This is a genomic window from Vibrio sp. TMPB1044 (assembly GCF_030442075.1).
GTDB classification, from domain to species: Bacteria; Pseudomonadota; Gammaproteobacteria; order Enterobacterales; family Vibrionaceae; genus Vibrio; species Vibrio satsumensis.
The window spans coordinates 429683-454731 of record NZ_JAUJED010000023.1 but is presented as its reverse complement, the minus strand read 5'-3'; the positions used below and the strand labels follow the sequence as shown (position 1 = coordinate 454731).

16 protein-coding genes and 1 pseudogene are annotated in these 25049 nt (G+C 45.7%); 4 read left to right on the top strand and 13 right to left on the bottom strand.

Features of this window, described 5'->3' with window-relative positions; translation table 11 throughout:
- Positions 1-34: 34 nt before the first annotated feature.
- From traI to QQ041_RS17885, 3 genes and pseudogenes are all read right to left on the bottom strand, one after another.
- Complete coding sequence (traI, locus tag QQ041_RS17895; protein ID WP_285954665.1) at positions 35-5818, bottom strand: conjugative transfer relaxase/helicase TraI; 5784 nt, start codon at positions 5816-5818, stop codon at positions 35-37.
- 181 nt (positions 5819-5999) lie between these two features.
- Entirely contained in the window at positions 6000-8039 is a 2040-nt protein-coding gene (gene traD / locus QQ041_RS17890) for a type IV conjugative transfer system coupling protein TraD (RefSeq protein ID WP_285954664.1), read from the bottom strand.
- Between the two features lie 328 nt (positions 8040-8367).
- Positions 8368-9286, bottom strand: a pseudogene (locus QQ041_RS17885) (IS5 family transposase).
- A gap of 284 nt (positions 9287-9570) precedes the next feature.
- On the opposite strand from QQ041_RS17885, the gene QQ041_RS17880 reads away from it, so the two are divergent.
- On the top strand, positions 9571-12006 hold the full coding sequence (locus tag QQ041_RS17880) for an EAL domain-containing protein (RefSeq protein WP_123422765.1): 2436 nt from the start codon (positions 9571-9573) through the stop codon (positions 12004-12006).
- 861 nt (positions 12007-12867) lie between these two features.
- On the opposite strand, the gene QQ041_RS17875 is transcribed toward QQ041_RS17880, so the two are convergent.
- Positions 12868-13131 (bottom strand): hypothetical protein, encoded by a 264-nt coding sequence (locus QQ041_RS17875; protein ID WP_285954663.1) that lies wholly within the window; start codon positions 13129-13131, stop codon positions 12868-12870.
- A 457-nt stretch (positions 13132-13588) separates the two neighbouring features.
- On the opposite strand from QQ041_RS17875, the gene QQ041_RS17870 reads away from it, so the two are divergent.
- Positions 13589-13741: a hypothetical protein gene (locus tag QQ041_RS17870; RefSeq protein ID WP_165901749.1), complete on the top strand. Its 153-nt coding sequence runs from the start codon at positions 13589-13591 to the stop codon at positions 13739-13741.
- Complete coding sequence (locus QQ041_RS17865) at positions 13731-14330, top strand: Fic family protein (RefSeq protein ID WP_285954662.1); 600 nt, start codon at positions 13731-13733, stop codon at positions 14328-14330. Before QQ041_RS17870 ends, QQ041_RS17865 begins: the two co-directional genes overlap by 11 nt.
- A 590-nt stretch (positions 14331-14920) precedes the next feature.
- Here QQ041_RS17865 and QQ041_RS17860 read toward each other — a convergent pair.
- Positions 14921-15742 (bottom strand): restriction endonuclease, encoded by an 822-nt coding sequence (locus tag QQ041_RS17860; RefSeq protein WP_285954661.1) that lies wholly within the window; start codon positions 15740-15742, stop codon positions 14921-14923.
- Between the two features lie 326 nt (positions 15743-16068).
- Here QQ041_RS17860 and QQ041_RS17855 point away from each other — a divergent pair, with 326 nt between their 5' ends.
- Positions 16069-16302 carry a helix-turn-helix domain-containing protein gene (locus QQ041_RS17855; protein WP_285954660.1) on the top strand — a complete coding sequence of 78 codons (234 nt, stop codon included), beginning with the start codon at positions 16069-16071 and terminating at the stop codon, positions 16300-16302.
- A gap of 204 nt (positions 16303-16506) precedes the next feature.
- Here QQ041_RS17855 and QQ041_RS17850 read toward each other — a convergent pair whose 3' ends face one another.
- From QQ041_RS17850 to trbC, 8 genes are all read right to left on the bottom strand, one after another.
- Entirely contained in the window at positions 16507-16950 is a 444-nt protein-coding gene (locus tag QQ041_RS17850) for a hypothetical protein (protein ID WP_082243067.1), read from the bottom strand.
- A gap of 84 nt (positions 16951-17034) precedes the next feature.
- On the bottom strand, positions 17035-19743 hold the full coding sequence (locus QQ041_RS17845; protein WP_285954659.1) for a conjugal transfer protein TraG N-terminal domain-containing protein: 2709 nt from the start codon (positions 19741-19743) through the stop codon (positions 17035-17037).
- A 12-nt stretch (positions 19744-19755) separates the two neighbouring features.
- On the bottom strand, positions 19756-21117 hold the full coding sequence (locus QQ041_RS17840; protein ID WP_285954658.1) for a conjugal transfer protein TraH: 1362 nt from the start codon (positions 21115-21117) through the stop codon (positions 19756-19758).
- The gene (traF, locus tag QQ041_RS17835; RefSeq protein WP_132960201.1) at positions 21114-21551 is read right to left on the bottom strand and encodes a conjugal transfer protein TraF; all 438 of its coding nucleotides are present in this window, start codon (positions 21549-21551) and stop codon (positions 21114-21116) included. The genes QQ041_RS17840 and traF (QQ041_RS17835) overlap by 4 nt, the downstream gene beginning before the upstream one ends.
- A 15-nt stretch (positions 21552-21566) precedes the next feature.
- Positions 21567-22376, bottom strand: coding sequence for a type-F conjugative transfer system pilin assembly protein TraF (gene traF, locus QQ041_RS17830; protein WP_280556306.1), 810 nt, complete (start codon positions 22374-22376; stop codon positions 21567-21569).
- An 18-nt stretch (positions 22377-22394) separates the two neighbouring features.
- Positions 22395-22592, bottom strand: coding sequence for a hypothetical protein (locus tag QQ041_RS17825; RefSeq protein ID WP_285954657.1), 198 nt, complete (start codon positions 22590-22592; stop codon positions 22395-22397).
- Between the two features lie 24 nt (positions 22593-22616).
- Entirely contained in the window at positions 22617-24362 is a 1746-nt protein-coding gene (traN, locus tag QQ041_RS17820) for a type-F conjugative transfer system mating-pair stabilization protein TraN (RefSeq protein WP_285954656.1), read from the bottom strand.
- Complete coding sequence (gene trbC, locus QQ041_RS17815; RefSeq protein ID WP_285954655.1) at positions 24359-25045, bottom strand: type-F conjugative transfer system pilin assembly protein TrbC; 687 nt, start codon at positions 25043-25045, stop codon at positions 24359-24361. Before trbC ends, traN begins: the two co-directional genes overlap by 4 nt.
- Positions 25046-25049: the final 4 nt, after the last annotated feature.

Sequence of the window (25049 nt, the reverse complement as noted above, 5' to 3'; positions counted from 1 at the left end):
AAAAAAAAGGGTAGTCCATTGGACACCCCTTTTTCTACCGCTCTAACTCTCTATCTAGTTTATTATATTGGTCATTGTTGTTGTCACGCTCCTGATTAAAATCAAACGTTTTTTGAGGGGAGGGTTCTTTGCTGTCGAAGTGTTCAAGCTCTTTATCTTTGATTTCTTTTGTGTGTTGATTAATATCAGTGTCCTGCTTGTTGGTTAATGAATCATGGTCTTGAGTGGGTGTGTCGAATTCCTCTTTTTGTTGATGCGTTTGTTGATGGTATTGTTCAATACCCTGTTTGATTTCCTCAAGCATATTGTCAGGCGAAACAAACTGAATATTTCTCCCTGAAAAGTTAGCCATGATTTTTTCAATGTTGTTGGGGTTTAAGTCAGTATTACCTTGACTCAGGACAATCACTATATTCTGTCTGAGTTCATCGGTGGAAATATTCTGGATGTCATTCTTATGATTGACATTGATAATGTCGTATTGACCTTGGTGGGCTTGATTGATGATAAAAGCATTTTCGATTGAGGTACTGATGATGGTGGTGTGTAAATCACGGCCTTGATGAAATTGCGTCATTTGTTTGGATTTCGTGCCTAAGGTCCTTGGATTGATGTCGAGTGCTGGGTCTTTATTTCCTTGCCCGTCTAAATAAGTGACTTCAATTGCTTTTGTTTCTCCTTTTTTATCGTGAATGTTGGTTATCATCGCAGGGTGAAATGCCTTGTCCTCTGAGGAATACACCGCTTGATGAAAATGAACATGGTCATTCTTAGGGTGTTCAATCCCGAATTTATTGAGGTAAGTTTCGGCTAATGTGCCTGTGAGTGGTTGACTGGTTTGTATATATTCTTTCGCTCTCTCTTCAAATTGTGCCATGTGTTTTGGCGTCGTATTCAGTAATTGATCATGTTTGGGGTTGGCGGTGAGTTGGTATTTATCAGGATTATTGAGCATGTTATGGGCTTCTTTCATTGCCTCCTTATAATTTATTTCCTTATGACTCATCATCAAATTGATGAGTGAGCCTTTTTCACCGGTGGTATAGTCTTTAAAATACCCTCGATATTCCCCCGTTAATGACACTTTTATCGCCGATTTACCGATACCAAAAGTTAAATAGTCACGGTCTGATTTAGATGGGTTCGGTTGTCCCAATAGGTTGATGGCTAAGCTTTCGGTGTATTTAGGTAACGCTTGGTTGATGTGTTCTTTAAATTGGTGGTAGTCAAAATCTCCATTCCTATTTTGATAACGCACGTCTTCATGAGGTAGGGCCTTGTCATTAAAGTAAGGCGTACTGTGTGGTGCAATGTTCTCGATGGTTTCAATGGCACTGTGTTTATTGACCTCTTTCGATAACCAGCTCTTCATCATCTGTTTTGGGCTGTCAGTAAAGAGTTTCACATGACTACTCGCCCGGCTTAAATCGATGTAAGCGCGTCTTAAGTTCGTCAGTGCGCCTTTACCCTTTAGGGTGGTAATGACGTTCTGATACGTCGCGCCTTGCGCCATATCTGCGGTTCTGGTGTAAGCGTAATCCCAATGCCCGTCTTTCAGTTGGTTTGGATTAAGGCTTAACGTTTGCCCCTCTTTCGACAGCGCGGTGATTTCTTCTTTGGTGGCATGACTGATGGTGTATTCCACATTGGCTTTAATGCCTCGCGCTTTGTCGGTAAAGCGGGTCATGATTTTATCCCCGGTTGAAAGTGGCTTTTCTGATTGAACGAAGAGTGACGTGTATTTGTGGTCTTTGTTGCGTGGCAAAAATGGCTTTGTCTTACCTGTATTTACGTCTTGAAGAGTCACTAAACCGTGCTCCGAATCAACGTGGGTAATGATGTCGTACTCTCCTGGCTTGGTGCTTAAAATGAGCCCTTTCTGATAAGGCATCATGGTGGTCAACTCTTCTTTGCTATCACCTGTAGAGCGTAATCGGGTGGTGATGATGTTTTCTTGGCCTATCTCCTGTGTTTTCATCAGTCCGGCACGAATGTGCTCAGTGATGTGGTCACGCTCATTATTTGTGTAAGCGATGATCAGCGTGTTTTCTCGTGTCTCGGGCGTGCGGGCAAGGTAGTCCTGCGCCACCGCGTAAGGCAGCTTTTCAGTGGCGATGAGTTGCGCTTTGCTTTGGTCTTTCGCATTCTCATCGAGGGTTGAGACGATATGTTGCGTGCTACCGAGTGTATCAGGGCCTTGCTGAGAGAGTTTATCGAGGGCGCTGTCTGGCTGCTTATCTACAATATTGTGTACGGCACTAAGCAGTATTTCATTCTTTTGACGAATGATGTCGGTCATAAAAGCCGTATCGATGAGTCCTTGTCTCATGCTCAATTCAAACGGTTTACCTGCATTGAGAGAAAGCAGTTGCTCTTTATCCCCAAGCAAGGTGGCTTTGGAGCCGCTTTGTAATACAAGGTCGGTGAGCTCTTTGGCTTGTTGGTTGCTGACCATGGAGCTTTCATCGAGGAAGAACAGCGTGTTTTTGTAGTCCTCTGGTAAGGTGATGCCACGTCTTAGGTCGGTCAGTAAGCTTTCCAGCGTTTGCGCTTGTAGTCCTTTGCTTTCCAGTTCGCTGACGGCGGCGTGCGTTGGCGCCAGACCAATCACTTGCGAAGGTGGCTGGTTACTGGCTTGGGTGGCGTGTTGAATCAATTCAAGGTTGGATTCGAGCAGGGTGGATTTACCGGTGCCCGCCAAACCTTGCACGGCCACAAAACTGTCTTTGGTCGTTGAGATAAGGGTGATGCCGTCCTTTTGCCCTTGGGTAAGGCGAGGCTGTGCATCGAGATAATCTCTGACTTGTTGGTGGGTGGCAAACGACTTGTGTTGATTTTTCCCTTGATCAATGTTTCGTAAAATGTGTTTTTCGGTATCGAGTGCCGCTTGGGTGGTCCAGCGTGTACCATCGCTGTATTCGGCAGAGAGGACATCACTTCGTTTGGCGAGCTCTGTTTCAATTTGCTCTTTGATTATCGGTTGATTGGCCTCTTCAAAAGCGTAACGGATCGCTTCGACGACTAACTCTTTTTGTGTAAACGCCGCTTCTTTTTCAGAAAGATGACCCAGGGCAAAGTTCAACGCTTTCTCTTGCAGTGGTGAATTGTGCTCTTTGTTTAAGAGAGTGAGGGCTTGCTCGATGTCGCTTTTGACTGTGGCGGCGGTGGTTTCAGAGAGGTAGCGGTCGTTGACGTTTTGAGTCTGCATGACTCGCTCGATAGCAGAAAGCTTCACTTCGCTTTTCTCAAGCGCGGCCTGGGCTTTATCGGGGTTGTCGGTAAACACATCGATGCGCGCGCTTTTCTCGGTCAGCTCGTGAAAGAGCGCTTTCGAGAGCGTAAAGGCTTTGCCTGAAAGGAGGGTGTGCGCCCTTGGTTCGATATGACTGGCGGTATGGACATAGTCGTATTGTAGTGGTGCGTCTTTCAGGGCTTCAACGGGGATGGTGTTCGATTCGCCCTGCGTGTCCGTTAACGTTAGGGTTTCTTTAGAAATATCCGTGACTACGTAACGCTCATTGGCGTTCAACTCAGATGGAAAGTGCTTACCTGTGATCATGAGGCGTTCACCTTGGTTAACTTGCAGCGAGTCAGGTTTAAAGATCTGCATGTTGAGGGCTTTGAATCCGGCGGAAGCGGGATCGAGGGTGTATTCTTGTCCATCGGTTTTGCTCAGGACATGGAGTCGATTGTTTGCCTTATCCGAGGTTGAAACCACTAACTCTTGAGGTTTTCCGTCTTCCCAATGGCGAAGGGTCATACCTGGCTTGTAATGTTGCGCTAACTCCTGTTGGGGCTTAGACAAATAATGAGGCTGCTGAGTGAACAAGGTGATACCGCTGCGGGCAAGTTGACCCTCGTTCTGCAGAGAGGACCGGATCGCATCCGTCAATCGTCGTTGTTCAAGGTGAGAAGTCGCCAGCACTTGTGTGTTTTCTTTGTTTGGTAAGTGGGTATACGCTCTAGCGAGGGTGCGTGTATCGCTGTTGTGCAAGGTAACCTTACTGTCTTTCTGTTTGCTGTCTACCCAAGAGTGCGAGACGACGTTGCCTCTGCGATAAAGCTCGATGGCGTTATAAGATTTAAAACCTTGGCGACTGGACGTGTTGTTCAGCAAGATGACTTTGCTACCCGATCCCTTAGCTTTTGCGTTTAAAGCCATCAACTCATTGGCGCTCATTTTGTGGGCGCTGTCGACAAGAAGGATGTCTTTGTTGGTCATAGGGACGTCTGAGTGCAACAAACTATGGACAGAGTGGCGCTGCTCTTCTTGAAATCGGTGTTTTATCCAGGTTGCGACCGTATGACTTTCACGTTGGATGGTTTGGCTATGACGGTGTTTGTCTTTGGCGTTTTGTGACACTAAGTGGACACGTTTGCCGACATGGTTGCCGACGTTCAAGAGGTTTTGCGCGATTTGTTCACTGTTGCCAAACACATTCACCACATGAAACTGCTTGGTGGACTGGTAAATGTCCGCCACCTTTTGGCGGTTGCCTTGAGTGAGGTTTAATTTATCTAACGTAGCGTCATTGACTGGCGTGCGCATATGGCGCGTACGCCCTTTGCTGGCCGCCATTAACGCTTGTTCGGTTTTCAGCATGGCTTGAGTGGTGTATTGACCTTTTTCCGAAAGAGGGATGAGAGCACCGTTTTTCACCCATTGGTCAGCGACCATTTTAAGGTCAATCGCATTGGCTTGTACGCCGCCTTTGGTAAACTCGGCCGCGGCTAATTCTATAATCTTTTCCAGTTTTAATGCTGTGTTGTATTGCCCTAAGTGTTCAACGGCGCGACCAAACGCGTCTTTAGCGATTTCTTCAGGGTTCTGTTCTTGTGGAGTGATCCCCAGGGCGTTTTTAACCAGTTCTTCGGGCTTATGGCCTGCATTGCGCACCGTTTGTTGCCAATGAGCATTGAGCGTTGCCTCACTTTCGTAGGTTTTGGACTTGCGCGTATCAAGGTTGGCTACGTCTTTTGCCGCGCGGGATTCAAAGCCTAAGTCTAAGGTTTGTTGTTCTATTTGTTGTGAGCGAGTGGAGAAGGTGTCGATTAATACTTGAGGAACGCCTTCAACATCAAATTGACCATTGCCGAGGGCTCGCGTTGTATAGCCTAACTCTATAACTTCTTTAGCCAATTGGCTCTGGTATAAAATACCGTAGTATTTTTGGAAGTGGTAAATGCGCTCGCCTGTCCCATTGATGACGCCGCCTTTTTGTTTGAGAGAAGAGGCGAGTGTACGCAGTTGCCCTTCTTTGTCGCGGGTCATGTTTGCCGTTAAGGCATGGGAATGGAGTTGTGGATCGTTTTCACGACTGGTTTTATGGCGGACGACCGCAAAGGCCATCGATTCGGTATTGATGAACTCACGAGCGCCTTCGTCATTGATGTGCGTGGCTTGTGCCACGTCTTTTTCTAGTTGCGATAGCGCGAATTTGACCGCGTCATTATGTGCATCAATAAGGCGAGTATCCCCGCCAACGAGTGCGAGCGTGCTTAATCTTTTTGGTGCTGAAAAAGTCAGGTCAAAACCACATTTATGGTCACCCCGTTTACCTTTGATGGTTTCATTGCCTAAGTGTCCAGATAAAACGGACTCTAACGTTTTTTGGTTAACCGGTTTACCGATTAGGCCTGCTTCTTTGGCTAACTGACCGTGCCAAAAAGTGTTTTCATTGGTACTGCTTTCTTTGAGGTAGTAGTTGTCGTTACTGTCTTTCTCGAGTGACGTATCAAAGGTATTTGGTGTGTTTTCTTCGTTCAAGTAATACTTGGCGGCGCCAGAGGCGGATTTAAGAGGGCTAATAGACATCATGAGGTGTTCTCCTTTGTTGGGGCGCAGCAAAGCCGCCACGTCAGCGAAATGTCGGTGATTTGGATTCCGTGCGAATGGGTTAGCGACGGTGTTGATGCGAATGAGAGGGGGCAGGGCTTGTTACAGGGGAGGGCTAAATTGTTTTTGCTCTCAGTGAGCATTGATGTTGTATTTCGTGTGGTTAATCGTACATCTCGCCCTGTTCTATTTGTGTTCTGGACGCCTCTTCGGTTTCTCGCTGAAGTGCATTTTGTGTGTCTTCTGCGAGCTGTTGGTTTTGGGTTGCGTTATTGGTCGGGTTTTTCTTTTTCGAGGCTTTGGCAAGGGTTTGTTTCTGACGGGCTCTGGTTTGCTGCTGCTCTTCTTCGTTTTCGTACGTACTTTGCTGAATGGCAAGTAATCGGTTTCTTTGGGTTTCATCGAGTTCATGCAAAGCAATTAATTCATGAAAAATTAAGGCTTGATCGATACTCTCCATTGCTTTCCCTCCGAGTATGCTGCGTTTGATGAAGGAGGGTTGGAGATTGCTCATGCGATCGTATTTCAGTTGCAGTTTCGTGATGAGCATGGAGTTAGGCGTGCGCAAGTAACACTCTAAATCATCCAAACCTTGGATTTCCGCTGGAGAAACCACCGGGCGTGTTTTGTTTTGATGGCCGAGTGAGACACCGTCACGCAGTGCGTTCGCACCGTAAGAGATATTTTCTCGTGAGATATCGATTTCTTGATCACCAAGGTCCTCCGAGGAAATGGCGGCCATCGCTTTTGAAGGGGCGCGGAAGAAAAAGCGCGTGTTGAGCAAATCAAAAATGACTCTGGCCGCGTTGCGCCCATAAGTGGTTTCTAATTGAGCGTAAGATTGCAACCCCAGTAAATAACACCCCCCAAATTTACGCACTTCAGAAATAATGTGCGTGAGTTCAGGCAGTTTATGTAACGTAGGCATTTCATCAATGATCACCCAAATTCGGCGGTCGTCATCGGGCTCCATTCCTAGAATGGCGTTGGAGGCAATCGCAAGCCACATCGAGATCAGTGGTCTGAGGGCGGTGTGTTGTCTTGCATTACTGGATAGGAACAGAAATCCTTGTTGTGATTCGTCTTGTACCCAATCTGTGATCGAAAATGGCGCCCGTTTACGGTGGCCTTGGGCGTCTTTTTCATCCAAACCATGTAAGTAACGTAAGGACTTAATGTAAGTCGCTAGGACCGATTTGATGGATATCGCCGTCTTCTCGATACTTTTCGAGACGAGGGAGCTCGCTTCGGTGTCTTTTAAGTGGTCACCTAACGTTGAAAGCTCAGACGTTAAGATAATGTGCAGCAAATTTTCAATCGTACATTCGTGTTTGTCATCGATCATCATTTGATAGGTGGTTGCCGAGAAAATGGTTCGTGCGGAGTCTACCCAAAATGGGTCGCCTTCACCGTGTTGCGGAATAAGTGCGGCCGCGAGCGATTCAAAGTCCGGAGCTTCTTTAGCATCACTCCAAATATCCCACGCTGCGCAACGTTCATCGAAGGGATTTAAAATCACGTCTTTGTGCGGTTCATAGAACTTACTGACAAAATCGCAGCCTTTATCGTAAATAATGGCTTTGTCTCCGCGTGCTCGTATCCAATGCAAGAGTTTGCGAATCGCAACGGACTTACCTGCCCCCGTAGTGCCGTCAATCATCAGGTGTTTGACTTCAAATCCATCCACAAAAAGCTTGTGACCATCGAGCGCAAAAGGGGAGAGTTTTTTCTTCTTTTTTAGCTCTGCGGTGACGGCTTTAGGCTCAGCCAATTGAAAGCCTCGAATGTGATTATCTTCGCTCTGCTTCTGCCCTTTTCTCTTAAACCAGTGGTTAATCATCACAAACAGCACGGTGGAAGCGGCCACATAGACCAGTAGGCCAACAAACAGGGCTTGTAGCAATTCTTGGTAGCACTGTGCCAAGATGGGGTTTTGCAGTTGTTGGCCAAGGGTGCTGCTGTAGCGTTGCTCTTCCCATTCGACCACCACGTTGCGCTCTAAGCTAAAACCTAACTTGTTGAAAAGCTGAAATAGACTGTAGTAGTAGGCCCCCGTTAATGTGTTAGTCGAGGTGATGAAGTACGTGGTGAGAAGCCCTAGCAAGGCCGCGAAGATATTGAGGTACTTGATTGTGGTCACGTTCACTTGCCACCACATACGGATGTTGTGAAAAGTGATTTGACCACCACGAGTCGTAGACATAGAAAAACTCCTTGTGAAGGAAAACAAAAAAAAGCGCCCACACTGAGTGCGGCGCTTTTGGTCGGTAGAATGAAATCAGAAATAAGGTGACAGGCTGCAAAGGAGGTGTATTACGAGTGCCAAGGTTAAGGTTCGACAGAATCGCTTGGTGATCACAATTAAGATTGACCAGTTTCAAAACGTTTTTGGACAGAAATGAGTTTCGGAGAACCAAGTATTAGCAAATCACGAATTAGCATAAGTATGGAAAGTCACTAAGCTCACTGTCCAGTATTGATGGTGCACATCATTCAGAGAGAAGGTATGTCTGCCCCGTTGTGCTTAATTCCTAAACGATATACTGAGTTTCAGGCATACCTAGCCCCGTAAGCTTGTTCAGTGCTTTGATCATTGCGTAAGTCTCATCAACCTGAGCGTTGTAGTTCCTCAAGCTTAATTTTCCGCCTAACAACTGTTTCACTCGATACATTGCTGTCTCTGATAGTGAGCGCTTATGATAGCCATACCGATTTTTCCACTCCTTGTTAGAGCCGTAGAGCTTTTGGCAACCTACTGCTAAGTTGCGAGGATGCCCTTGCTCCCAGAAGGCTGCCCCTTCGCGTGGCGGGATGAGCGGAACCGCTTGTTTGCTCTGTATAGCATCATGGCAATTCCTTGTGTCATAAGCGCCATCGCCTGATATCTCAACGATTTTACGACGTGTCTGCTTAAGTAAGTTGGGGAGCACTTCGCCATCGGTTACGTTAGATAAACTTAACTCTGCTGCGATTATTTCGTGGGTACTGGTATCTACAGCGATATGCAGCTTACGCCACACTCTTCGCTTCCCGTCAGTACCAGCTTCTTGACCTTCCATTCACCTTCGCCATAAACTTTGAGGCCAGTAGCATCAATGGCCAGGTGTTGTATTGCTCCTCTGGTTTTGTTTTTAAATGAAACCTCAACTTCTTTAGCTCGACGACTTATACAGGTGTAGTGTGGACAAACAAGCGGGATGTTAGCTAGTTTAAATACTGAGTCTAGAAAACCTTGCAACACTCTCAATGGCATAGAGAAAACGCGTTTCACCATCAGTGCGGTAGTAATGGCTAAGTCACTGAATCGGCGTGGTCTACCACGCTTGCCTTGTTTGTTTTGCTTCCACTCGGCTATCGTTTCCTCATCAATCCAAAAGGTCAAAGAGCCACGGTTTATTAAGGCTTTATGTACTGTTTCCAGTTAGTTGTTTTGTAACGAGGTTTAGGCATGAGGCTACGACGATTAAGGGGGTAGCCGATCAGATCGTAGTTTCTTGATTAAGTTCCATCGATTTCAGTAACAAAGCCACGTTTAGGTTCAATCTTGAAATTTGGACAGAAAAAACGAGTCTGTAGCAATAAAGCTCCTCATCATAAAATTCGTTAACCCAAATAAGTTTATATCTACATGAACTAAAAAAAGAAAAAAGAATTTTTTGTTCTATCTTTAAATTGAACACCTTGTACATACTTAGAATGAACGCTTTACTCAAATACAACGTTTGGCAGGGAAAATGAAAGCAGTCAAAAAAGATCTCATGGGCAATTTCAAATATTCGGAAATGCCTTTTTCATGGAAAACAAACACCGACCAATTTCAAATTGATATTGCGGGATTGACTGATAGCCTTAATTCTAAGGTCGCTATCAATAGTATTGATGACTTTTGGGAGCTGTTTTCTAAAAGAGATCAAAAGCTCGTCATGGAACATTTTCGGCGAGCTGCAGAAGGTGACACGCCCGAACCAATCAAGGCATGTATTGCTACACACAATAACAGTATTGTTCTATGTGTAGTGGCAGCTAAAAAAATGACAGGGCACCTTATTTCTGGTGTTGTTATTCCTCTTTTTATCACACCGATCTCGGAAGACATCTCTTCGTTTTTCTACCAAATTTTTGAAAACAAAAGCCACGGTATAGTCATCACCGACGAACAGACACGAATTATCGCGTGCAATACCTACTTTGAGAACTCGTCCGGGTACAAAATAGATGAGTTGTTAGGACAAAAAACGTCCATATTCAATGCGAGGAAACATGGCGATGTTTTCTTTAAAGAGATGTGGAGTAAACTTACCAAAGACGGCTATTGGAATGGTCTCATTCTTAGCGAAGGTAAAACGGGGACAGTAAAACCGCAAGAGCTGAAAATTCAACGTTTAGAGTCTATCAGAGGTGGTTTTTATTACCTTGGAATGACTCAGGACTTATCAAACAAGTTGTATCGAGTAGCGGGTATAGAACATGGTGGTATAGAGCTATTAACACAGTTACCTGGTGAAGATGAGTTTTTCTTAAAAGTGAAAGATACAGCAATCGCTCTAAATGATAATCAAGGCCTAGTGGTGATTTCATTTATTCCTTGTTTTGATAAAGAGTTCGAATTCGAGAGCAAAAAGCAACTTGCAAGTGCTTTGGCCTACTATGAAAAAGATTGTTCCGCAGGCTTTATTAAAAAAACCGTGTTTTCAATCGCCATTGTATACGAACGCAACCAAGACAAACCCCATTCGCTCTCCATATTTGATGCCATAAAAGTGCGGTTTAAGACTCTTAGGCAACGAGTTGACCCTGCGATATACACAGCTATCACCGAGTGTACCATTGGTTGCTCTGTACTTGGGTTAGATGCAAACAATGAAACCAAACTTCTTTCACACTCACTACAAGCAATGTATGAAAGGCATACTTCAGGAAGCAGAAATATCTGCTTTTTCAACAGCGCCTTACATGAAAAAATCAAGCGCCGTGAAATCCTAGAAGATATTGTTAATCAGTCAGTCTTGAACAAGGAGATGGAGGTTTTCTTCCAGCCCATTGTCAATACATCAAACTGGAAGGTAACCAAGTTAGAAGCTTTGTGTAGATTTCGGGATTACAACGGTAATTTGTTAAACACCCAAGAGATGATAAAAGTCGCTGAGGACATGAAGTTAGTTTCTGATTTGGATTTAGCTATCGCAGATATGGCTATAAGCTCCCGTAATGAGCTCGTTGAGCTTTATGGGACAGGTGTAGAGTTGACTATTAACATTTCACTAAACTCAGACAAGCCAATGAAAGCGCTTTTCCGTGATTTATTCAATCTGTTTAAAAAGCATATCCAACACCTGCCTTATATCACCGTTGAGTTAACTGAATCTGCGTATTTTGACAGCGAGCAGAAGGACTGCAACTTACTGTTTGATTTGAGAAAAAAGGGACTAAAAGTTGCCATTGATGACTTTGGTACCGGATATTCTTCTTTTTCCTACTTAAGGGGGGGTAACTTTGACTTACTTAAAATTGACAAAGAGTTTGTGTCAGACCTTACCGTTGGCTCTCATAATTATTACATCGTAAGAATGATCACACAGCTTGCTCATACATTGAATGTGGAGGTGGTTGCAGAAGGCGTTGAAACGCTTCAAGAGGTTAAAATTCTTAACGATCTGAAAGTAAACTATATGCAGGGTTACTACTTTGAACGACCTCAACCTATCAATAAGCTTTCGCGTAAAACCGTGAATGTCGATGGTATTAACGCTCTCGAAGAGCCCAATACCGAGGAGGCAGAGCTGATGTCTTACCCACCAATATTAACTCCCCAGCATACCCTGCGTGAGATTAAGGAGCTCTTAGAAACAACTCAGTTCACTGCATTTCCAGTCGTTATAGACAGAAGGTGTGTAGGAGTGATTACTAAAGAGCAGTTTAACTTGCATGCCACTCCGGCAATGGGAACAGACAGAGAAACGACGCATGAGTATCAATCTATGTTTAAAGTGGCTAGTGCTATGATGAACTCAACAATCACAAGAGTGCACGAAACCATCCATGGCGAGGAGATACATGAAAAGATACGCAATAAAAATCCGTTCCCATGGGTAGTGATTAACGACTCAGACGAATACGTCGCTATTATTGATATTTATAACATCGTTCATTTTCTGAATGCCAATCAGTGATACTCAATCTTGGTATGCTTCTTTATTTAACTCAGTAACCAATCCTGAAACTATGAGAATGGGCTGACTAGACTTTTTCCGACAGAGGCGATGACGTTAACTCGGTTTTCAAAATAGCTCAGAACACTCATAATAAGCCCGCGCCTCTCTTCAACAAGACATTTTAAAATGGGATTGACAGTCTAGGGGCATCTTCCACACTTATGTTTAAAAACTCATGTCCTGACGCAAATGATGAACTTGATACTCCTATTTTCTACAGTCATATACGGCAATATAATGTGCTACTGACCGCATAAATCCCCCGTGGAGCTATCGTTAATTTCTCTACACCTTTCACAAACATCTCTTGTCGTCATTCATATTTTACAGATAGAAAGATTGGTATCCATTGCCTCGATAATGTAAACACAAATAAATCATTATTTGTTGAAAAAACCATCCACTCCGTTTTATCACCTACATGCGCATTGGATCGCCATCAATATGTTTGACACATTAGTAGAGTTTGGGCCGATTGTTAGATATTAACTTAACAAACTGGAACCCGCTGACTTGGTTTGGTCGGATAAGCGACACCTGTTACCAGGTGCCGCTCTCCTAAGAACCCAGCGTGCAACTTTCACTGCACTGGGCTCAAGCCTCCGCGAAGGCGTACTATGTACACCCACTTGCCAATAAGGCAGATTTTGCAATGCACATTTGAAGCTTCAATACTTACGACCAAAACTATTCTGGTTAAAGAGTAGCGTTGATGTTAATTAGGAGAGGCACTAACTTTATATAAAGTCATCATTTGCGTTTCTCCTTTAATAAAGTTCCTCAAATCATCTTGCAACGGGAGACCCGCTGGAAGTAGGCTCACTTTCGTGCCAGACATGAGTCTGTATCTGCATCATTACAATACAGCATTAGCTTTCTCCAGCATCCTCTACCTGCACCACTATCGGCTTTCTTCGCAGAAAGCTTTCCCATGAAGGAATGATACAGGCTTACCGTGTTCCGTATGTCGCGTAATGTCAGGTTAGATGCCCACTCTGGTGCGGAGAGCTTAATGACCACGAAAGAGTACTGCCCAACTTCTTTCCCGCTCTCGTTGCCTTTTGGCCACAGCGTATTAACCACTTCCGCTGCTTCTCATGTGACGCACCTTAAATGGATTCACATATGTTCATCATACTGACTCCCTAGCACTCACCCGATTTGTGGTTGTCAGGAGGAAGTTCTTCTCACGATTTACTTCCCACCAAGTAGTTACTTGACTTCGTTACATTGTCTGGCTCGCTACTTTATTCAGAGCCATAGGGTCATCTGGTGATACAGATGGTTCACGCTTTCGTGGTGAACAACGCTTCATACGACTTCACGTCGCACGGGCAGATCTGAGCTAGCTGGCACTTTGAGAGAAAAGTGCCACGGGTAAAACTTCAGGCCAATGAAGCCTCTGGACAAAACTTTGCCAGTGACATTACTAGAATAGGATGCTGCTGCGCGGCTCACTTGGCTTTGCGAAAATCGCTACTTCATGACATTAGCTGATTAGTCATGTACAATTAATGCAACCAACAAGAGGAACATTGATATGGCCAATGTCTCAAATTCGAAGCGCCAAAAAGCTACATTTACCCCTAGCTTAAAGAACTTCAAAACCAGTTTGGGTTATGAAGGCATGACGATAAATAAGAAATCGAACGTTCAAACCATTGAAGATTTAAAACGCAAGTATGCGAGATAAATATGGTGCTGATCAGGACAAATACTGTTACTCAAATTCTGATGTTTTAATTAACAGATTGAATATACTTGACTCGGATGAACTTGAAAAAGCCGAAGTTGAGTTTACGAGTTATAGGTACCTTTCATACAAAAGTAATGTTACTGAAATCAAGCATTTAGACTTCAATCACCTCAAATGTCTACATCACCATCTATTCCAAGATATTTTTGAATGGGCAGGTCAAGTTCGAGAAGTGGATATATCTAAAGGCTACACTCGATTCTGTACCGTTTCTAGGATTGAAGCTGAAGCTTCAAAATTATTTGATATTATCCCTTCGTTAGACAATTTGGCTTTGCCTGATCTTATCGAAGAATTAGCCAGTCTATTTTGCGAATTAAATTTGTTACATCCTTTTAGGGAAGGTAATGGCCGAACTTTACGTTTTTTCTTTGAAGAACTCGTATTTATCCTTGGCTACACCATCGAGTGGCCTAAAATTACTCAACAAGAATGGATTGATGCAAATATTGCAGGGGTATCACTCGATTTAGAACCGTTAATTACAATATTTCGTTTAGCTCTATCTAATGAAAAACAAGACTGAATTTTTGTGCGATTGCATTAGTTTTAATCGCCTAAACTCAGCTGAGGAGTGTTGAACCGCTTTTTTTCTGTGAAAAATAACGGGGCGAAAGTGTTTTAACTTATCTTCGCCGTCTAACTTGATGTAGCCAAAACCAGATCAAACTAAATTGGAAATGAACAGACTTTAATGCCCACGGACATTTACAGTGGGAGTCGCTGATTTATAGAAGCCGGGTATCGAAAGACTTTCGTGTTTTTTGGCCGTTTTGATGAGTTTTGGATAACCTGGATGTTTTGTGTTGAGCACATATTTTTGTTCACGAGGAACAACCGTAGATATTAACCATTAAGACAGATGTTACACTTTCAAGGATGCATAACAATAGAGATTGAGAACATGAGTCGCGACGACATGCTGACTCAGAACTGGACAAGGCTCATTTAAAAGAGGCAATTGCTCCAATATCTTGCCAAACTTAGCCTTGTCTTCCAAGGATACCGCAATAAATCAGTTGTTGGTCATGCCAAATAGCATCGATGCCAGCAGCAACTTTCGGGCCATCAAAGATTACTTTCTACAACAAACGTGTTTTGCGAATAGATTAAAACTCAGCAGTCGCAAGTATAACGACACTTTGGATACGTAGAGCAACCATAAAAAGACATACCAGATTTAGCTCCTCGCTTAGCAACACGCATTACAAGCTTAGATTGGCAACTAGGGCAAATCATAGATTCGACGCCTGCCCTGTGTGTTTGGGGCGATATTGATGGTTTATTTTGAAAGCTGCGCCCATCTTCAATCATATGTACTAGTTCGCTGCCGTTGACTAGCCACAGGCGCTTATCTAGGGAAAAAGCGACAGCCTCAGAAGTAAAGTCTCCTGAAGTTACGATAATCATCTTACTGGCATTGTTCGCGATCATGACACCGTACATTTCCCTTAGAATTTGCACACCCACTTTGCGAGTTTTCCAATGCTTACATTGTACAAGGCTTAACTCACTATCTTTTGTAAGCCAAAGATCAACACCGCCATCAGATTTTTGAGCGAAAGACTGTTTGACCGCATACCCTTGAGACTTAAAGTATTCTCCGATGTAACTTTCAAATTCGATCCAAGTCAGGTGATTTAGTGGGGAAGTATTCCTCTGAATTTTAATCTGAGTGTTCGTCTTGAGATAGCTTCTTTTCCTCTGATATTGCTTGAAAAACGCTATCGGTGCGGGGATAAGAAATAAGAACGTAAAATATGGAGCCATCAAGGGCAAGTTTGGAGCAATAGCTTCAAAGATGAAATTATTGCTATCCACGGCCAAGCTAGGCAATAGATATGAAAACCCAAAATAAATACAAGCAGAGAGCACTATGCTTAACCACCATGGAGCGTCCATTAAGTGCCATATGATTCCATCGTTTTTTCGTGCCATTTGCAGATTACCTGATAAGCGTTTAGATGCATTAAAACACAAGCGGTAGATAATGGGTATAGTTTGTAAGGTGTTACTTATCAGTATGATAGCTATTGATGAGCTAGGGAAGGCAACGCTTGAATTCGGATTCCTTGTTTGGTATCCGAATACTTCTAACTCATAGTTGTCGAGTAGACGACATACTCAGGTCAAGATGACTGGGCTTTCCAAGAGACTACAACCCCAAGCCTGCATGACATCAAATTTGGGAGTTAGCAGATTTTAAGGCACTTTCATGATAAATTTTCCAACATGATAAAATCGATTAAAAACCTTCAATTTATATGAATGACCAACTAACCCCAATCAACAAAGACCATTTGAAAAAACTTATCCGAGCAGAATTGGAGCTAACATGGTTTGATAATAAATCATCTAGCCCTGATATGTCTTGGGTTACTCCTACGGTGATAGAAACATTGTTTACTGAGTTGATAACTCATACGCGTGGTAATCAATCAAAGGCTGCTAGGATGTTGGGGATCAACAGGGGTAGTTTCAGCAAAAAATTAAACTAGATTACAAATAATGAACTTGGATTGGTTGAAAGCCTATAGGTATATATCAGCCTATTAGGACACAGCAGAGGGCGCAGTCATTATTACCTTGAAAAACGCCGCCAGTCAGTAGCTTGGTCTAAGTTTATCCCCGTGAGATATCACGGGGGTAGTAGCGAACGGCATGATAATAATGGATAACTTTTGGTAGGGTAAACCAACAGCCTACAACTGCTTTTGTACAGGGCAAGGATATTGCTCTTTGAGAGCGGCAACAAGGTAGCTTCCGATAGAGCCTGCAAGCCTATTATATTTTTTTACACGAGGATCATGCTCAATTTGGTTATTGATAAGATCCATTAACTCTTTTGTTTTCCAGTTATATAAAGTGTCGCGATTGGCTGCATCTTTCATGGGCAAGCAATAATCAATGCGCTGATCGCGAGCATCTAATCGAGTGGTATAAAAATCTACCGTATCTGCAGCAGCACGAACGGTGGCTAATAAGTATTGATACTCTTGATTATTCGTCTTTTTATAATACTCCAAGTAATACGTCATAGAGGCTGGATTGTTTTTACTGCCTGAAAGTTCATCAAAACCTTGTGCCGTAGCTCCTGAAAAAGAGCACCATGTGAATAAGCCTAATACGATCCATTTCATCATCATTATTCTCTCCATTTAATACTGTGTATAATACTAGGTTGTTTGATATCTTACTTGGGTTGCTCAATAATTAACCATTATTTATAGTTAAGTTCGGGTTTTATCCTCCTCATTCTCTGTTGGCTGCAAGGTGGAAGGTGGCTCAACACGGTTACTGGTGCCCTCAAATTGTTCACGTGTCTCCTCCACGATTTGTGAGTGGTTGTCTGGGTTGTAATAACGCTCAGTGCCGCCGCGCTGTTCATGCTGCTCAATCACCGTTTGGCTGGTGTTGCCTAGAGCTTTACCTTTGTATTGTTCGCCCACCATCGTTTGCCACTCGGCTTGGGTCGGCTCAGGATTAAAGGTTTGTTCGTGCTCTTCTTGAGTGGGTACGCTGGCGAGCACAAAATCTTTAAACGTGTCGGTTGTTTTAAATGCTTCCCATTCATTTGCTCGATCTTGGCGTGATTTATCATTACTACCGGTAAGAATCTGCTTTGCTCGTCCTTCTTCAGATTTATATTGCTCCTCCACAAAATCTTGGAATGGTATTTCCAGTTTCTCAATCAGGCTGGCCACTTGACGATGCTCTTGGCTGTTGACTTGACTGAGCGTATCGACCTCTTGCTGAGCTTGTGTCGTGGACGTTATCAAGCCTTGTGTCTCACCAAAGTTCGCCGTAAAGCCAGTGGCGTAAGTGCCCATCTCTGTATTACGTTCATCGGCCGTGAGGCGGTTGCTCGCCTCTATGGTTTGGTTGGCTCCTGAGCGGTAGGACTCGATGGCGGCTTGTATTTGGCTTTGTTGTTCGTTGCTCATGCTGCTGAGCGTTTCGCGGTCTTCCTGGGTCAATTTTTGTCCTGTGGACGCGTTCACACTCCCATTAAATCCTAGGAAGTCACCAAGAGCGCCGCTTGACAGTCCAGCGTTCACGTCATAACCGCCGTACGCAGAGTGTAAGAAGGCATTGGCTTTCTCATGGCTCCAACCGGTTGCTGCGATGACTTGTTCTGTGGCTTGACTCACTTGCTCTAAGCCTTTTGAAGCCGCCGCAGTTGCACCGTGTCCATGAATTAAACCGTAACCTTGGGTTGACGAATAACTCTCTTTCCAATCGGCCATCAGTTGAGAGCCACTTTGTGTGCTTTGCGACAAGGCCGCTTGTTGTGTCGAGAGGTTGGATTGAGCATTGGTGCGCAAGTCTTGCACCGCTTCACTGTATTGACTGGTTGATGCGACGTTCCATTGGAAATTCGACGCAGTAGGGCTGGTGTCATACACGGTGGTATCCCCGTATTGCGTTGAAAGCATACCTTTAGTGTCTTGGGTGGTGGTACCGTGCTGTTTCAACAGGGTCGACGTATCAGACTTATTACCATTGACGTTGTTAAATGTGTGGGTCTGCATTTGCGTATTACCGTGACTGATGTCACCGCTTGAGGCCGCGGCTGAAGTACGGGCATTGGTTTGGTTTATCATCCCCGCCAGTTGGTAGTTTAAACTGCTCATCATGGCCGCCGCCCCCTTGGTTAACGCTAAGGCAATCGCGGGGGTGGACATCATCAAGTAACCAGTAATGGCGGCGTAACGTGTGTTGACGTAATCAATGCCGCTCATGTTCGAGAGAGTAATGCCGCGTAACCCTTGTGTCGCGCCCTGGGTCGCCCCTTCTAAGAACCACATCATGATCGCGTTGAGGATGGTGAATATCATTGGCCAGGTCGCCAGATAGAAAAAACTGCCCACATAGTTTTTAAGGACAGGCAGCGTCATATGTGGCAGCAAGGCAATGATGGCAATGATCGCCCCAAAGCAGACAAACAAAATCACCCCTATCGAGTGCATCATTGGAATGAACTCTTTGGCTTGCAGTCCAATGTTGGCCCACATGGTCGTCGTTTGCATTTGGTTGGCGGTGTAGGCGTAGTTGGCCGCGATACCTCGGTGCGTGTTTTCGATGTTCCAGCGCGTCATGTTGATGACCATGTTCTGTTTTAAAATATTGACCGCGCTGTTACTGACCCCAATTAAATCTAGGTGGCTATTCTCGATGGCGTTTCTTAAAAACGTTGAGTTGATATTGCTCTCTCTTCCCAAAATATAGGCGCCCAGTTTATTGAAGGTTCGATTGGCTTCTTCGTCAAATTGTTGAGTGAGTTCAGGAAACGCGTCGCGGCAGGTTCTGTATTCACCCTGGTGGTTATAGAGTCCACGAATGGGGGACATCGATTTTGTGGCGAGAAAACCCAGTAAATCCGGTGCTTGCAGGATGTTTTGCATGGAGTACTTTTTGTTAATTCGAATGTCTCCGACGATGCAGTTGTGATAAAAGTCTTTCCAATAGCGTTGCAGATCAACGGTTTCGGCGTTGGCGCTACGAAGCAACGTGTATAAATTCGAACCAAACACCATGCCCGAGGAGCTGTAGCTTTCATCCTCTGTACTGCTAAAGACGATTTCAATGCCTTCGGTTAGGCCTTGCATGAACGTGGTGGCCGCCCAACCGGGTATCGCGACGATGTAAGGCACGTTATTCACGTAATAAATACGCATGGGATCTTGCGCGTCATTGATATGGACGGTGGCTTTCATGCTGATAAGAAAAGTAGGGATAGCCAAGTAAATGAACATAAAACGCATCACATGTTTCGCGTCTCGATAGATAAAAAACAGAGTGGCACTGATGATAAAAGCCAGTTGTAAGGCGATTTCGATTAACGAGCCAAAGGTGTTGGTGGTAAAAAAAGTGGCGACAGCGTTCAAGGCTCGTTGCAATTGAGGGCCTGCGCCATAGAGATAAAAGTCTAAGGTCATGGGGGATCTCCTTTAATGGCCAAAGGTGAGGTTCGATAGGGTAGCGTCACTGGCCGATTGGCCAAGGAGCTTTCGTTTGCGTTTTAGGCGCTCAGTGAGGGCTAAGTACGCGTTCAATTTTGTTTTGTGACGGTCTCGAAGGGTTTGTAAGTAGTCCCTTGCCCTGTTGATGCCTTCGAGAGTGCGATTGACGTCGGTCGGGTTCACCGACGCGAGGTTGGTCATGGATTGATTGACGATCATCAGCATGTTATTGAGATAGGCATGCAAGAGATCGGCGGCAATATTTTGAGCGTATAAATGGCTTTCCGGTTGCAGGTTGAGGTGCGCATCATCAATGAGCATCGCCAAGATAGGAATGTCACTGAGTTCAACAAAACTCTTCTCGGATTCGGTGATAGGTTGGTCAGATTGTAAGTGGGCGTAGAGCGTATCAACGGTGTGGCGCACCCTGGCGTTAAAGGCTTGGCTTTCACTTAGGCTGATAGCGCTGAGGCTCATCGAGAGGCAGGTCTCGGTGTTTTCGCATCGATACACCTCCAAATTCCCTCCGGTCAAAAGGGCGTTAATGGCGGTGTCGTTACCCACTAGCATGGCCGGAATGTAGCTTGGCGTCCCCTGCGCGTCGTAAATGACGGTACCAGTGAGGCTTAAGATAAACTCGGCGACCTCTTGGTTGTCTTGAAGGTAAGCGCTTTTCATGAGCGCATCCCACACCACATTTAGGCTCACTTTCACGGCGTGCGCGGTGGCATCATCGGTGTTGCCAGCCAGTGTGCTCTGGTTGGTACGGACGTTGCGACATTCGTGTTGCGCTTCTAACCAATCAGCGAAAGCGTTGCTTTGCGTGCCTAGGGTAGCGCAGGCATGACGCTTGGCTTCCCCATCGGTAAAGGCCGCTAAACCAGAGACCGCCGATTGCGCTACTTGGCAAGAGTTCATCGAGGTGGTGAGGAATTGGTCAGCAATCGCCTGCAGTTTGTCCCGATTCTCTTTGATGCTCGGCGCCCAAGTTTGCAGCGCTAAATCCACCGCGAAGGGCACGGCGTTGGCAATGACGGCTTTACCAAAAGACACCAGTTGATCCGAATTAATGTGAGAAAAACCGCCCATAAAGGCATCAATGCCCCCGCATCCTGCGCTGACAGAAGGCAAGGTGATGGCGGCCAATTGAATGTTTTTGATGTTGGTGCGAGCAAACAAGCTGCCCGCATTATAGTAAGTGGCGGATTGGCCTTGATAGGCACTTGGGTTCGTGATGTTGCGGTTAAAACTGCTGTCATCCCAAAAGCTGTCCATGGCATCGCCCAGGCCGCCGGCATGAAGTGAACATGAAAGACTCATTAAGAGAGCCAGGAGGGTCGGTCTTGTCATTGTAAACTCTCCATTATGGTCACATCGGCGCGCAAGGCTTGGTAGCTCTTAAGCAGCGCGGGGTACGGAACATTGCCTTCACTCAAACGCACATACTTACCATTGCTGACGTTGATTAAGAACGTGGCGGGCGTAATGGCGTTTTTGAGCTCACCAAAAAACGCGGAGGTGATGTCAGAGGTGGTCGGGATAGGGGTGGTGAAACCGGGTATAGGCTGTCCGTCAAAGGAGAAATCGTACACAGGCAATTGGGTGGTTTGCTCGAGTCGCTTCATGGTCGGCGCAAAGTGGTGACACTCAGGGCATTGACTGAAATGGAAGAAGACCAAGGCGTATTGACCTGTCATCACAGGGTGAGTTTGCGTTTGAGCGAATGAGGTTGAGGCGAGCATCATCAGCGCACTCAGCAATAACGTGCGGATAAAAGCGTTCATAAGGGGCTCCTTAATTTAAAAGTCGCTGTCTTGGTAATTGGTCGCGATGTTGTGAAAGCGAGAGAGCAAGTCTTTTTGTGAAATGAAGCCGTAGGCGAGGGGTCTGAGCGCTTTGGTGTGAATATTGGCCAGCATTAAAGCCGGTGTGTAGCGCACCTGTACTTGCCCTGTCTTATCAATACGGTTTTCATCAATCGCCTCAAAGGTCTGACCGTCTTTGCTGATCCCCACCAGTTCGATGTGGTATCGGTGGGCAAAGTCTTGGATGGAGGGCGCCAGAGTTTGAGATAAGGCGTCTTGCCCTTCGTAGATGAAGTAGAGGCCCCAACCTTCTTGCACCAATTGACGCACAGTGGCTTCGTTTTTGAGTTGAATACCTTGATAGTACGTTGCTCTTGCGGCTTGCTCTGTGGGGCGGTCTTTGGTGTACGAGTATTCGGGGTGTTCGTTGATGAGCTTTTTGAAGGTCATGCCCGTTTGAGTGGTTTTGCCATCGATGAATTTTTTCAGCTTCATCAATTTTAGATTTTTCTCTTCATCGGTTGGGTTAATCGTGGCATCGTTTAACGCTTCCTCAAATGTACGGTGGAACCATTGCATCTGCTCGGTGGCGCTCATCACAGTAGACACGCTATTGGGGGGGAGGCGCTCCTCCTCTTTGGGTGGGGCTTTCAGCGCTTTGGCCTCGTTATACCAGCGCCAGCCTTTGGGGGGCTCATTGGCGAAACTGTGAAAAGCCAATAAAGACAACAACAGCAACGGTAGGGATTTGATTGTTAATCGGTTAATTGAGTTGTTCACCGTTTTTGTGGATAAGTCCTTCATGGTGTGACCTCATTATTGCTAGAAACTCAGCATCTTGTGGGTGCGCGTATGAAATAACATCCAAAGTGCTTCATCGTTGCCGTGTTTTTGTTGGTGCTTCATCATTTCTTGCTTGAGCTGATGGAGTTGTCGTTTGAATAGAAGATGGCGGATCAGGGTGGTAGCAAACCCGGTTGTCGACAGGGTAGCCACAAGTAAAGGGAGTAGGGGATCCATATCATGTCCTCATCATTGATTAAGTTAATGGCGATAAGCGCTGTGTAATCGCTCTTGGATTTCTGTGGCCGAAGGCAGGTTGGTGTTGCTGTGCATGTCGTCATAAAAGTCCGAAAAGTCGAGGCGTTCAAAATCTATGTCTTGAAGCTGCTCGGGGGTAAGGGCGCCGCAAATAGGGTGTTTGGCGGTTCCCAGACTGATGCCAAGTTGGTCTTTCGAGCCTTGCTCTTGGATGATGCGCGCCAACTTGCTATCAAAGACGCAGTAGGTCTTCTTTTTCCGGATACACGCGCCTAAGACTTTTTCTGCGCAATAACTGCCAAGGGCTATCGTAATGCCTTGCTCTTTGGCTTGACCGAGCGCCTTCTCTTCATCATTGCATTGGGCTATGCCAATACTCGTGCCCCAACCGCCGTCTTTGCAACAGTCGGCAAAACCAAAAGCCGCGTCTGTGCACTTCATGCCTTTGCCTGCAAATATCATTGGTGGATCGCCAAGACCGTCAGCGGCTTCTGCGAGGGCTGCTAAGGCTGAGGTGCTTTCATTAAAGCGGTTTGAAGTGGTCGCCATCGCTTCAAAACAATCGCCATCCAGACAAAAGCTCTCTTCTCCACAGATTAATTGAGTGGCACTGCAGCGCCGTTGTGGGCAGGATTTATTGACTTTCTCCTCAATGCACACACCGTTTTGCTGGAGGCTGCAATGGATCGAAGTCGTGGTGCAATCGGCGGGCAGGACGTTGCACGTATTGGGTCGAGTGCATTGGTGGTCAACCCGATACTTCCAGCAATCGAGCGTGGTCGGAATGCCATTAATGGTTCGGGTGGCTCGACCTTCAATACACTGCTGGCGAGTGACATTGCACGAGTTCATCAGGCTGCATTGTGTTCGCCAGGTTATGGTGTTTTTAATGCAGTTCCCACCAGATAAGGTGAACCCGTTTGAGCAGCTTAGCGTGGCTTTTTTCGTTTGTGTGGTGGGTCGACAAATCTGGTAGCGTTTATGCCAGAGTTCGCTACTTTTCCAGACAATGTGGTCGGTCTGTTTTAAATCGCCAAGCGTGTAGCCTTGGTTGGGAGAGACCACCTTCCTATCCCAGAAATACGTGGTTTCTGACCTTGAAAACCCCCTTGTCCCCCCCGATTGCCTCACGTAATTGTGATTATTGTACCGGCATTGTGGGAGGGGACGTTGGCAATCCTCCCCTTGCTGTGTCCAGCCGGATGGACAGCGGTAGAGTACTTCACTGAGGCTCACGGAGGCGACGGGGACTTTTTCACACGGTACTGGGTTGTGAGTCGGCCGGTGACATTGCTTTGCGATGTTATCGATGACGCACTGCGTGGCGTTGTCACAATCCACGTATTGATTAGACTGACTATGGCTGATCTCATAGGCATTATCGATGCCAAGGGTGGCGAATCGATACGTGTCATCATTGGGGTTAATGGTAGCACTATTATTGTCAAACCCCTCTTGTATCGCTTGAGCGTGTTCGTTGCTGCCAAACTCCAACGTGGATTGGTTTGTGATTTGTGTGTCAGTCATCCCGGCTTCATCTGGCTGTCGGATTTGGCTTTCACACCCTGGATTATTGTCGCTGCAGAAGTCGGACAGGTTAAGCGTCATCTCTGAGGGGTTGTAAGCCTCATTTTGGGCGTTTTTCGCCCATTCTACGTTGTCGTAAAACGTGTTTTCTTGTGGGTCGGCCAGGGTAGGAAGAGAAAATAAGAGAGCGGCGCTGAAAGAGAGCAAAAAGGGCGTATTCAAGGGGAACTCCTATTGAGCACTTGTTTGGCGATGTGGCCGACATCGCCTTGGCTTAAAATCGCTAAGGCGTTGGGAAGGGAAAGGTTGCCGTAAACCATGTCGTAAGCATTTTTCGGGCAAGACGCTTCATTGCACGCGTCTCCAATAGCCACAAACACGGGGACATGGGTGATGTTAAATTGACGAAACCATTGTGGGCTGATGGCAAAACCGCCATCAGTCGCCTCTCCCTTGTCGGACGCTTCTAACAATTCCATGATTCGAGAGGTGGTTGGGAGCATGCCTTCGGGAAGCACGCCCCGTATCACGAGAGGGACTTGATATTGCTGACTTTGTTTGAGTAGTTGTTTGAGCGCGGTATCAGGCATGGAAAGTGACACAAACACCATCACACCTTGTGCCTTTTTGTTTGGATTTTCCTGAGGCACCCCAAGCACACTCGCAAGCGGTGAGTCTTGCAACGCGTTATCGAGGTGTTGATTCATCGACAACGCTTCTTGCTTATGTTTTTGACTCCGCTCTTGGAGGGGAGCCAGTTCACTTTGATGGGCTGGCGCTGCAATACTTTGCTCTTGCTTGGCTAGGGCTTTGAGCTCTTCTTGTGAGTAACCCACTTCGGCCAATGCAAGGGGGCTAACCAGCAGAATCAGTAACAGCCAAGAGGCTATTGAGTTAAATGACATCGTC